The organism is Roseovarius confluentis (genome assembly GCF_002917925.1).
Classification (GTDB): domain Bacteria; phylum Pseudomonadota; class Alphaproteobacteria; order Rhodobacterales; family Rhodobacteraceae; genus Roseovarius; species Roseovarius confluentis.
Map to the genome: position 1 here is coordinate 170,370 of NZ_PPFE01000006.1, position 12,131 is coordinate 182,500.

Annotated in this window: 7 protein-coding genes, 1 tRNA gene, 2 rRNA genes and 1 pseudogene (1 of these 11 only partly in view); all 11 read right to left on the minus strand. The window is 61.0% G+C overall.

The window, feature by feature from the left end:
• Position 1 precedes the first annotated feature (1 nt).
• Positions 2-946, minus strand: a complete 945-nt coding sequence (locus C2I35_RS14815) for a GAF domain-containing protein (protein ID WP_103763891.1) — start codon at positions 944-946, stop codon at positions 2-4.
• A gap of 26 nt (positions 947-972) precedes the next feature.
• Positions 973-2,649, minus strand: a complete 1,677-nt coding sequence (locus C2I35_RS14820; RefSeq protein WP_103763834.1) for an ABC transporter ATP-binding protein — start codon at positions 2,647-2,649, stop codon at positions 973-975.
• A gap of 43 nt (positions 2,650-2,692) precedes the next feature.
• Positions 2,693-3,769: an ABC transporter permease gene (locus tag C2I35_RS14825; protein WP_103763835.1), complete on the minus strand. Its 1,077-nt coding sequence runs from the start codon at positions 3,767-3,769 to the stop codon at positions 2,693-2,695.
• A 108-nt stretch (positions 3,770-3,877) separates the two neighbouring features.
• Positions 3,878-5,245: a CmpA/NrtA family ABC transporter substrate-binding protein gene (locus tag C2I35_RS14830; RefSeq protein ID WP_103763892.1), complete on the minus strand. Its 1,368-nt coding sequence runs from the start codon at positions 5,243-5,245 to the stop codon at positions 3,878-3,880.
• 266 nt (positions 5,246-5,511) lie between these two features.
• Positions 5,512-6,681: an ABC transporter substrate-binding protein gene (locus C2I35_RS14835; RefSeq protein WP_103763836.1), complete on the minus strand. Its 1,170-nt coding sequence runs from the start codon at positions 6,679-6,681 to the stop codon at positions 5,512-5,514.
• Positions 6,678-7,262 (minus strand): ANTAR domain-containing response regulator, encoded by a 585-nt coding sequence (locus tag C2I35_RS14840; RefSeq protein WP_103763837.1) that lies wholly within the window; start codon positions 7,260-7,262, stop codon positions 6,678-6,680. The genes C2I35_RS14835 and C2I35_RS14840 overlap by 4 nt, the downstream gene beginning before the upstream one ends.
• Before the next feature lie 295 nt (positions 7,263-7,557).
• A pseudogene (locus C2I35_RS22480) lies at positions 7,558-7,671 on the minus strand (IS3 family transposase); the annotation flags it as partial.
• Between the two features lie 514 nt (positions 7,672-8,185).
• Positions 8,186-8,262, minus strand: a tRNA-Met gene (locus C2I35_RS14850).
• 91 nt (positions 8,263-8,353) lie between these two features.
• Positions 8,354-9,781, minus strand: coding sequence for a DUF2252 domain-containing protein (locus C2I35_RS14855; RefSeq protein WP_103763893.1), 1,428 nt, complete (start codon positions 9,779-9,781; stop codon positions 8,354-8,356).
• 163 nt (positions 9,782-9,944) lie between these two features.
• Positions 9,945-10,059, minus strand: a 5S ribosomal RNA gene (rrf, locus tag C2I35_RS14860).
• An 89-nt stretch (positions 10,060-10,148) separates the two neighbouring features.
• A 23S ribosomal RNA gene (locus C2I35_RS14865) occupies positions 10,149-12,131 on the minus strand (it continues 1,463 nt past the right edge of the window).

Below are 12,131 nucleotides of genomic sequence, written 5' to 3' on the forward strand. Positions count from 1 at the left end.
CTCAGTTGTACCAGGCGACGATGTGGGTGAGCGCCTCGCCGCGATAGACCGGCAGGCCGACGAAACTGGTGTAATCCGCCGGGAGGCCGGAGCCGCCTTGCGCCACGACCGGCAGCCCCGAGCCGAGCACTTGGCCCACAACGCCTTTCCACGCGGTGGCGGTTGGCGCCTCGTCTCGCGTGCCGTCGCCGTCATCACGCCAGAGCGGCCCTTCGCGTTCGCAGATACCGTCACCCAGGAAGGCGCGCGGATCCCGCGCGGCGCGCACATTCCAGATCTCGAAACGGCGCGCGATCGGCGTGCCGCGCGCGGAAAGAAGCGTCAGCACGCAGGGATGCTTTCCCGGAGTCGCCACCGGAAGCCCAAGCCCCGTGGTCAGCCCCGCCTTTCCCGCGGCCGAGGCGCGGATGAACTTGTAGCCAGAACCAAGGTCGCGCATCAGGATCGGCGCCTGTGCCGCCCAGACCGCACCCGGCAGGCCTTGGCCCTTGGGAAAATGCGTGTGCTGCGAGACAAACTCGAATTCTTCGGCAGCCCCGAAGTACCCGTCATCGAGCATCAGCATCCCGTTGCGGTCATCGGTCCAGACCTCGATCACGCCGACGCGCGCCTCGTCGTCACCGCACAGAACGACCAGTACGGCCTTCAGCGTGGCGCCGGCGAAGACGGGCACGGCGACTGCGCTGGTCAGGCCGGCCTCCTTCGCCGCCTCGATACGCTGGAAATACGACCCGTCGAATCCCTTGAGCACAACCGGCCGCGCCTCGTCCCAGGCCTTGCCGGGCAGGCCCTCGCTCTTGGCAAAGCTGGTCTTGCGCGAGGTTTCCTCGAACGCGGCGAGCCCGTTGTAATTGCCGCCTGCCAGCACGAGGCGGTCGCCCTCGGGCACCCAGACTTCGCAGACCTGGATGAAAGTATCGGTGGCAGCTTGCGCTACGGTATCCATGGCGGGTGTCTCCGTGACGGGCGCGGTCATGCCGCGGCCTTGCGCGATGTGCCGGTTTTGGGTTTTGCGCCGTGCTCGTATTCCTCGAGGAAGTCGAGCACCTGCTGGCGGTAGCGGTAGTAATCCGGGTGCGCGAGCAGCGCCTTGCGGCTGCGCGGGCGTGGCAGATCGACCGATGTGATCCGACCGATGGTGGCCTGCGGACCGTTGGTCATCATCACCACGCGGTCGGCCAGCAGGATCGCCTCGTCCACGTCATGGGTGACGCAGATCGCCGTGACCTTGGTGCGCGACCAGACCTCCATCAGCACTTCCTGCAATTCCCAGCGTGTCAGGCTGTCGAGCATCCCGAAGGGTTCATCGAGCAGCAGGAGCTTGGGCGACAGCGCAAAGGCGCGGGCGATGCCGACCCGCTGCTGCATCCCGTTCGACATTTCGTTTGCGGGCTTGTCCATCGCATCGGCCAGCCCGACGCGTTCGAGGTAGTATTCCACAACGTCCTGACGTTCCGACTGGCTGGCCCGGGGATAGACCTTGTCGACACCGATGGCGCAGTTCTCCCGTGCCGAGAGCCACGGGAAGAGGTTCGGCGACTGAAAGACCACCGCACGCTCGGGATCGGCCCCCTCGACGTGGCGCCCGTCAAGCTTGATTGCGCCCTTCGAGATGGCGTTGAGACCCGCCGCCATGGTCAAAACCGTCGACTTGCCACAGCCCGAATGTCCGATCAGAGAGATGAACTCGCCCCGGTCGATCTTCAGGTCGAAATCCTCGACCACGGTCAGCGGCCCCTTGGGCGTGGGATAGACCTTGTGCAACTGGCTGAAGTCGAGGAAGCGCTCGTCGATCAGACCTTTCTGGGCGTCCTTCACGACAGAGGGAAGACCATGGATCGGGGTCACGTCAGGCAGGTTGCGCGTGCCTTCGACCTTGGCCTCGATCCCGACATCCATCAGGTACTTGGTCACCTCGGCGCGCAGGCGCTTGAACGCGTCGTCCGTGTTCATCTCCATCCGGTCGCGCGGGCGCGGGATGTTCACCGTGAACTCCTCGCCCAGCGTGCCGTCGGGATTGAGCGCGATGATCCGGTCGGCGAGGATGATCGCCTCGTCCACGTCATTCGTGATCAGCACGCAGGTCTTTTGGTCCGTCTGCCAGATCCGCTCGATCTCGTCGGCAAGATTGGCGCGTGTCAGCGCGTCCAGCGCCGACAACGGCTCGTCCAGAAGCAGCATCTCGGGGTTCATCGCCAGCGCGCGGGCGACATTGACCCGCTGGCGCATCCCACCCGACAATTCCGCCGGGCGGCGCGTCGCGGCATGGCCGAGGCCGACCATCTCGACGTAATGCGCCACCTTCTCCGCCTTCTCCGCGCGGGACAAACCGGGAAACACCGTGTCCACCGCAAGTCCCACATTGCCGTTCACGGTCAACCACGGCATCAGCGAATAGCTCTGGAAGATCACGCCCCGCTCGGGGCCGGGCCCTGTGACGGGCGCGCCCTTGAAGCTGACGCTGCCCTTCGTCGGGTGCTCCAGCCCCGCCATAAGGTTGATCAGCGTCGTCTTGCCCGTGCCGGAAAAGCCCAGCAGCACGAGGAATTCGCCCTCCTGCACCTCCAGGTCGATATTCTTCAGCACGTGGGAAGCGTGCAGACCGGTGCCGAAACTTTGGCTGACGTGGTCGAGTTTGAGAATGCTCATGACATTTTCCTTTTGCGCTACCGCTTCGCTGCTCGAGCGCGGGTCACCGGTTGTTCGTGAAGGTGAAGAGGGACTGAAGCGCGTACATCACACGATCCAGCAGGAAGCCGATGATGCCGATGGTCAGAACAGCGACCATGATCCGGGCGAGGCTCGACGAAGACCCATTCTGGAATTCGTCCCAGACGAATTTGCCCAGGCCGGGGTTCTGCGCCAGCATCTCGGCGGCGATCAGAACCATCCAGCCCACGCCCAGCGACAGACGCAGACCAGTGAAGATCAGCGGCAAGGCCGAAGGCAGAACCAGTTTGGTGATCTTGGTCCAGGTGTTCATCTTCAGCACTTTCGAGACGTTCACCAGGTCCTTGTCGATCGAGGCCACGCCAAGCGCCGTGTTGATCAGCGTGGGCCAGAGCGAACAGAGCGTCACGGTGACCGCGGAAATGATGAAGCTCTTGGGAAAAAGCCCCTCGTCGGTCGCCGCCAGCGCGGAAACGATCATCGTGACGATAGGCAGCCACGCCAGTGGCGAGACCGGCTTGAAGATCTGTATCAACGGGTTTAGGCCCGCGTTGGCGGTCGGTGACAACCCCGCAAGGATGCCCAGCGGCACGGCCACAAGCGTCGCCAGAAGGAAGCCGAAGAATACCGTCTGGATCGAGGTCCAGATCTGCTGGTAGTAGCTCGGTGCACCGGTATAGGCACGTTCCTTGGGTTCCCGCCCGCTGGCGATCAGACGCTCGTTGAGCTGATCGACCTTGACCTGGAACTCGGCCCGCTTCTCGGCCTTGGCCACCGCATCGTCATGCAGGTTGACCGCCTCGTCCCAAACCTGAGCCGGGCCGGGCACGGCACCGAGCGAGGTTTCGACCTTCGGCGCAAGCGCGGCCCAAAGGAACAGGAACGCAGCGATGGCCAACAGCGGCACGGCAAGAAGCCGCCAGATTTCCTTGGCCTGCGCCCTCGGGTTGTCGCCGGCCGCGGCCTTGAGGATCGGCGTGGCCCAGCTCAGGCCAAAGACCTGAAACCATTTGTCCGCGGTGTTGATGCGGGTGAAGAGCCGCGCTCGGCGCGCTTCGCGGTCTGCGCTTTCGGTGAAATTCGGATCGACGGTGGTCATCTGTCTCGCGTCCTTCGTGTCGGGAGGAGGCCCCGGATCCTCGTCCGGGGCGCGATGTCTGGGTGCGCCCTGCCCCGGACCTGGACCCGGGGCCTCCGGCGCGCGGCGTCAGCCTTCGACCTCGGTGCCAACGACGATCTGCTCGCCCTTCAGGCCGATGGGCAGGCTGTCGAGATAGGCGTTGGGCGATTTGCCGTCATAGGTGATGCCGTCGATGATATCCTCGGACGGGGTCGGCGCCTTGTAGCCGTCGCTGTCCCAGGGAAAGTCCGCCTCATCGGCGAGGCCTTCGTCGACCAGCAGGCGGGCGGCTTCGAGATAGATCTCGGGCTTGTAGACCGACTTGGCGACCTCGTCGTACCAGCTGTCGGGCTTGGGCTCGGCGATCTGGCCCCAGCGGCGCATCTGTGTCAGGTACCACACGGCGTCCGAGTAGAACGGGTAAGTGGCGTTATACCGGAAGAAGACGTTGAAATCGGGGATGTCGCGCTTGTCGCCCTTCTCGAACTCGAAAAAGCCGGTCATCGAGTTGGCAATCACTTCGGCATCCGCGCCCACGTACTCTGGACGGCTCAGGATCTCGACCGCTTCGGGGCGATTGGCGTTGTCGTTTTCATCCAGCCAGATCGCGGCGCGGATCAGCGCCTTGGTCACCGCCAAAGTCGTGTTGGGGTTTTCCTCTGCGAACTCGGCGGTGATGCCGAAGACCTTCTCGGGATTGTTCTTCCAAAGCTGGTAGTCGGTGATCACCGGTACGCCGATGCCTTTGAACACCGCCTGCTGGTTCCACGGCTCGCCCACGCAGTAGCCATAGATCGTACCGGCCTCCAGCGTGGCGGGCATCTGCGGCGGCGGGGTCACCGACAACAGGACATCGGCGTTGATCTGCCCGGAGATGTTCTCCTGGCTGTAATAGCCCGGATGCAGCCCGCCGGCGGCCAACCAGTAGCGCAGCTCGTAATTGTGGGTCGAGACCGGAAAGACCATGCCCATGTTGAAGGGCTTGCCCTGCGCCTTGTAATCCTCGACCACCGGCGCCAGCGCCTCGGCCGAGATCGGATGCTGCGGGCGGCCGTCCTCCATCTTCGGAATATGCGGCAGCATCTGGTCCCAGACCTCGTTCGAAACCGTGATCGCGTTGCCGTTCAGATCCATCGAGAACGGCGTGATGATATGCGCCTCGGTGCCGAAACCGATCGTGGCCGCCAGCGGCTGACCGGCCAGCATGTGCGCGCCGTCAAGCTGCCCGTCGATCACGCCGTCCAGCAGGACCTTCCAGTTCGCCTGCGCCTCGAGCGTGACAAAGAGCCCTTCGTCCAGGAAATATCCCTGTTCATAGGCCACGGCCAGCGGGGCCATGTCTGTCAGCTTGATGAAGCCGAAGGTCAGTTCGTCCTTTTCCAGGTCCAGAAGTTCGGCCATGGCCGGGCTGGCGAGTGCGGTCGTGGCGGCGAGGCCGCAGAGAAGCTTTTTCATCATTCGTCCTGTCGATGCGCCCGGGCTGGCTTGAGATGTGGCCGGGCTGGAAACGCAAAAAAGGCCGTTCACCATCCCCCGACATGCGTCGGTGGAAAGCGAGCGACCTTGCTCAGACTGTCCCTGTCATTGGGAAGAATTCTGTCCGATCCACCCCGTTGCGGATCGACGACCTCTTTTTGGCGCGTCCGAGAGCTGCAAGCCAGAAAAATCCCGGCAATCCGACTTAAAAGGGCGCAACACGTGGACGGTTGATTAAAAAGTGATCACCACGGATCGTCCGGGTCGAAAACCGCGCCATCAAAAAAACGGTCCGGGAGCAGATTCAACTGCCCGCGAGAGGACGCCACCGCCGTCGGATGCAGAATCGCCCCCTCCACCTTGGCCGACGCGCCGGGCAGATCCGCATCGGTCTGCGCCATGTGCTGACGATAGAGATCGGAGCGAAAGACCGCCGCCGCCGACTCCAGGTCCGATTCCGTTCCATGCGCGGCGGCAAGGCGATGGGCCAGCCATTTCGACTGGCTGCGCCAGGGAAACGTCGCGGCGGCCCCCTGAAAGCGCAGGAAACCGTCGCAGTCGCGTTGTTCGCCCCTGCGCGACAGGATCATCCGGCCCGACAGGGCTCGGTCAATCAGCTCCAGCGGCAGGTCGAGGTATTCCTCCCGAGACAGGATCTGGGCGGCGGTGATCCGGCTGTCCGGCTTGGCCAGCCAGCGGCTCGCCTGCCACACGGCGCGTATCAGACGGCCAAGCAGGTCCGGCTCGGTCTCGGCCCAGTCGGTGCGCGTGGCCAGCACCTTTTCCGGCGCCCCCTGCCAGATCGCGCGCCCGGGCAGCAACAGCGCGCCCACCCCCCTGTCCACAGCGACCGACCCCCAGGGCTCCCCGACGCAGAAGGCATCAATGTCTCCCGCTTCCAACGCCTCGGCCATCAGCGGCGGCGGTACGGTGCGGATCTCGATACTGTCGAGCCCCAACTCTGTCCGTTCCGCCCAGTAACGCAACAGTTCCACATGCATGGAAAAGGGAAAGGGCACGCCGAAGACCAGATTGTCGGCATGTACCGCTTTCAAAGCAGAGGCCGCTGCCCGCGCATCCGTGAAGTCGAAGGCGAAGCCGGTGGCGCGCAGCTTGGCTTCGAGCGGACGCCCCACGCCGATCACGTTGCCGTTGACCGACAGGACGCAAACCGCCGAAAGCGCCGCCCCCATACCGCCAAGTCCCATTCTCATGGCCACAGGCACCGCAGACAGCATGTGCGCCGCGTCGACCCGGCCAAACCCCAGCATGTCGCGCAATGACGACCATGACGGCGCGGGAACCAGGTCCAGCCCGATCGCCTCGGCCTCTGCAAAGCCAAGCTCATGGGCGATGATCAGCGGCGCCGCGTCCACCAGCGGCATGTAAGCGACTGGAATGGTAACGCGCCTCATCCCAGCAATCCCGCAGCGGTGACAAGCGCCTCTGCGACGTCGGCCACCTTGCGCCCCTGATCCATCGCGGTTTTGCGCAGCAATGCATAGGCTGCGTCCTCGTCAATCCCCTTGGCCTTCATCAAAAGGCCCTTGGCGCGATCAATCACCTTGCGCTCTTCCAGCGCCCGTCGAGTTTCCGCCAGCTCATTGCGCATCTGGCGCACAATGCTGAAACGGGCAATTGCGGTGTCGATCACGGGCTTGATACGTTCAGGCGCCAACCCGTCGACGACATAGGCCGACACGCCAGCCTCGATCGCCTCCCGCGCCAACCCACCTGCCGCTCCCGAGACGAACATCGCCACCGGCCGATCCAGCGGACCCGAGGCCAAAGTCAGTTCTTCCATCATGTCGCGAGTCGGGTTGTCGATGTCGATCAGGACCATATCCGGCGAATGCTCGGCAATCTTGCGTGCAAGGCTCGAGTAGTTTCCGATCACGTAGACATCGCAATCGCCGGTTTGCTCAAGCGCATCGACGATCCCGGTCGCCCGGTCGCGATCTTCTTCCACTACCACGATGGTGAGACGGGCCTGCATAGGTCTTTACTGCAACTGCGTAGCGCAGCACTCAAGAGAACAAGTTCCTTTTCCGGCGACCCAGTTCGCTTTGAAGTGTCGTTAAGGTACTTGCGTTGAAATTTTGAGCAACAGCGGGTTTCGTCCAAATGCTGCGTGCGCATCAATGTCCGCCCTGAAGTAGCTGCTTTGCGGCAAACTAAATTTACATACGGTCAGATTTGGGTCGCTTTCGACGATCCGACAGTCTGGGCGGATTGCCGACCTTTGAGGTGCCCCTAGTTTCCTGGACAGCTGCCTTGTTCAGGTTCTGCTGTCTGATCTCATAGTCAACGGGCGACGGCATGCCCTTGTTCGTATGTTTGCGCTTCGGGTTGTAGAACAGCTCAATGTATTCGAACACGTCCTGCCTGGCGGCGTCGCGGGTCGCTGGGTTCGAGGTTATGCTGGTGCGGAAACGTCTGCCACTCCCGTCGAGGCCGCCAAGGCCAATCGGAAGACTCTCTCCTTGGAAGCAGACCATGCAAAGGTTCAGCAAGCGATCGCCCGTCTGCTCAATATTCTCGAGAGCGACGTGGCCGGCGATGCCCTCGTCCAGCGCCTTCAACAGAAGGAAAAAGAGGCTCGGCAGATCGAAGCGGCGATCACGGCGCGCGATTCGTGGCCTAAGACCCCTTCTTCGCTGGAGGCGGTAGACCTCGACATGGTCTACGGAACAGTGGTGGGCCAGCTGGATAACCTCTTAGTCGGGCCAAAGGAGGTTGTCATCGCGAAGGAATTGCTCCGCCAACTTATCTCCGAGATTCGTGTCCGTCCGGACGAGAACGCCCGTGACGGGCTCGCGGTGACAATCCTTGGTGACCTTGCCAGGATTGTCACTGCTGATAGCCCAAACAGAAAAAGCGCCCCAAAGGGCGCTTTTTCTGTTCTTAGTCAGATTTCAATGGTTGCGGGGGTAGGATTTGAACCTACGACCTTCAGGTTATGAGCCTGACGAGCTACCGGGCTGCTCCACCCCGCGCCAATGCCGGGTATCTACTCCTGCGCCAAGACCTTCGCAAGGGGCCGCGTCGGCATTTATTACATTTTTTTAACAAGACCGACGGCATGGTTCACCGGAACACGACATCGAGACTGTCAAATGCCCCATGCTTGTGGTCCTCGCGGAAAAACCCGTGGTCGCGCTCCAGCCGCTGGACCGCTTCTTCGGTGAAACGGACGATGTCATCGACGAACAATTCCAAGGGAGAGATAGCCTCCATGATCGACGGCTCGACGTCGTAATCGATTCGCCCCAAGTCGTCCGACAACGCATGCGCCTGCGCCAGCGCGGCGCCACAGACCTTCGCGTAACGCTTCCACGACTTGAAGCTCAGGTCATCCAGGTCGATGTCATCGCGAAACGGCGCCCGCTCGCGGCTCATGAAGCTTTTGCCGTCAATCTCTACAGCGCCGTAAAAGATATCGCCATGCGCGAGTTGCACACGCTGCCCATGCTTGATCCGCTCGGCCTGCTTTCCGGCATAAAACGCGTTCGGCGGCGTCAACCCGTCCAGTGCGGACCGGCGCGCGGCCTTGAACTCGATGATAAGGTCGTCGGTTGCATCCTGCGACGGCCCTTCGATCAATACGTAGTACCGTGGCAAACCCAGCGAGGCCGTGCCCTGACCGTGCCGCACGCAGACGTCCTTGACCTTCAACTCCCCGGCCCGGTCCGGCGCGTCGATGCCGTTGGACTTGGCCAGGTCGTTGATCGCCGTCTGGAACTTGTCGACCTCGGTCGACAGCGGCTGCAACTCGTCATCCGACCGAAAGCCGCGGCCGTTCGGCGTCAGGTAGTCTTCCCACAACCAATCCTTGCGCTCTTCCCACGCCTGCTCGAACAGCCGCTGGATGACCTTTGGCGAATTGTCGATCCGGTAGGCGTCGTTGCTTTCGGTCGATCTGTTGGCGTAGCGCTGCATGGCCAGAGCGTAGCCCTGGACGAATTTGCGGACGATCTTGCGCGCTTTTTTCGGCTTGAGATCGCCTTCCTCCAACGCCGCGATCCTGAAACCCACGGCGCCTCGCTTTATGTCCCAGCTGAACGGCGCATAGGTCGTCTCGTCAAAATCGTTCACGCCGAAAATCGGCGCCCCGTTCCGGTCGGGCATGACGCCGAAATTCTCCGGATGCACGTCCCCCAGCGCCATCACCGTGGGCATGTGGCCATCCTCGCCAGCCATATCGCGATAGAACAGAAGCGCAGTACCGCGGAAAAAATGAAACAGGCCGTCCGACAGCTTGTCGAACTTGTCCTGCGCTTCCTTCGAGCTCTCCGAGATCCGCGCGGAATGATCCTCACGGATCGTCGTCCGCACGTGCAGCCGACGCGCCTGGCCTTCCAGAAACTTGGGCGGGACAAGATACTTGCCCGCGGCAATGCCCGCGCTTAGCCGGGCAAAGGCCTTCGACCGCCGCTCATAGCGGTCCTCGATAGACTTCTCGGGAGGATCGGGGGCCTTCACGGTCTTGGATTTTCCGGAGTTCGTCTTGGACATCGCGTTCCTTTCGCCTTCAAAAGCCAACGGAACGGTTGGAACGAAAGTTCCCCGGGGCAGGAAGATCGCGCGCATGCCTAGAACAGGCGCCGCAACTTGCAGATCAATCGGTAAAGTTTAGGAGAAAATCGAAAGAGAGATACAATTCCAAGGATCTTACTAGGTTTGGCGGTGACCTACTCTCCCACGTCTTGAGACGCAGTACCATTGGCGCTACGGCACTTAACGGCCGGGTTCGGGATGGGACCGGGTGTTTTGCTCGTGCTATGACCACCAAACCGAGAAAGATCCTTGGATTCCAAGTCAGCACACTTGTTTAAGTGTACGGCTTCTGGATCCGCATAAGCCAATCTGGCTTTTACTGGATCAAATCAAGCCTATCGGACAATTAGTACCGGTCAACTGAACGCATTGCTGCGCTTACATCTCCGGCCTATCGACGTGGTGGTCTACCACGGTCCTCAGGGATACCTTGTTTTGAGGGGGGCTTCCCGCTTAGATGCCTTCAGCGGTTATCCTGTCCGTTCATAGCTACCCAGCACTGCCGTTGGCACGACAACTGGTCCACCAGTGGAACGTTCACCCCGGTCCTCTCGTACTAGGGGCAACTCCTCTCAAGTATCCTACACCCACGGCAGATAGGGACCGAACTGTCTCACGACGTTCTAAACCCAGCTCACGTACCTCTTTAAACGGCGAACAGCCGTACCCTTGGGACCTGCTCCAGCCCCAGGATGAGATGAGCCGACATCGAGGTGCCAAACACTGCCGTCGATATGGACTCTTGGGCAGTATCAGCCTGTTATCCCCGGCGTACCTTTTATCCGTTGAGCGATGGCCCTCCCACTTGGGACCACCGGATCACTATGGCCGTCTTTCGACTCTGCTCGACTTGTCAGTCTCGCAGTCAGGCTGGCTTATGCCATTGCACTCAACGAGCGATTTCCGACCGCTCTGAGCCAACCTTCGCGCGCCTCCGTTACGCTTTAGGAGGCGACCGCCCCAGTCAAACTACCCGCCACGCAGGGTCCCGGACCCGGATAACGGGCCGCGGTTAGACATCAAGAATGCATAGGGTGGTATCTCAAGGATGGCTCCACCGCGACTAGCGTCACGGTTTCAAAGCCTACCACCTATCCTGCACAATGCAGTCCTGATGCCAGTGCGAAGCTGTAGTAAAGGTGCACGGGGTCTTTCCGTCTAACCGCGGGAAGCCTGCATCTTGACAGGCAATTCAATTTCGCTGAGTCGATGTTGGAGACAGCGGGGAAGTCGTTACGCCATTCGTGCAGGTCGGAACTTACCCGACAAGGAATTTCGCTACCTTAGGACCGTTATAGTTACGGCCGCCGTTTACCTGGGCTTCAATTCGACGCTCTCACATCTCCTTTTAACCTTCAGGCACCGGGCAGGCGTCAGACCCTATACGTCGTCTTGCGACTTCGCAGAGCCCTGTGTTTTTAGTAAACAGTCGCCACCCCCTGGTTTGTGCCCCCGGACTTCAGTTGCCTGAAACCCGGGCCTCCTTCTCGCGAACTTACGGAGGTATTTTGCCGAGTTCCTTCAACATCGTTCTCTCAAGCGCCTTGGTATTCTCTACCAGTCCACCTGTGTTGGTTTAGGGTACGATCTTATGATGGAGCTATTTCCAGGGACTGCTAAGCTGCCCATTCAATCCGATAAGGATGAACAACCTTCGCAATCCGTCACTTCCATCTGGCTCAGGAATATTAACCTGATTCCCATCGACTACGCCTTTCGGCCTCGCCTTAGGGGTCGGCTTACCCTGCTCAGATTAGCTTTAAGCAGGAACCCTTGGACTTTCGGCGAGAGTGTCTCTCACACTCTTTATCGCTACTCATGTCATCATTCTCACTAGTGATCTCTCCACGGGATCGCTCACGCGCCCGCTTCATCGAAAGCTCCTATCCTCCAAAGCACCTCGAAAGGTGCTGAAGAGGAGTGGAACTATGTCACACTACGCTCTGCTACCAGTGCATACGCACTCCTCGGCTTCGGCTCATGGCTTGAGCCCCGTTACATCTTCGCCGCAAGACAACTTATTTAGACCAGTGAGCTGTTACGCTATCTTTAAAGGATGGCTGCTTCTAAGCCAACCTCCTGGTTGTTTTGGTCGTCTCACCTGCTTTCCCACTTAGCCATGAATTGGGGGCCTTAGCCGGAGGTCAGGGTTGTTTCCCTCTCCACTACGGGCGTTAGCACCCGCAGTGTGTCTGCCATCTAGTACTCCTCGGTATTCGGAGTTTGGTTAGGATCAGTAAGCCTGTGGGGCCCCATTACCCATCCAGTGCTCTACCCCCGAGGGTATTCGGATGACGCTCTACCTAAA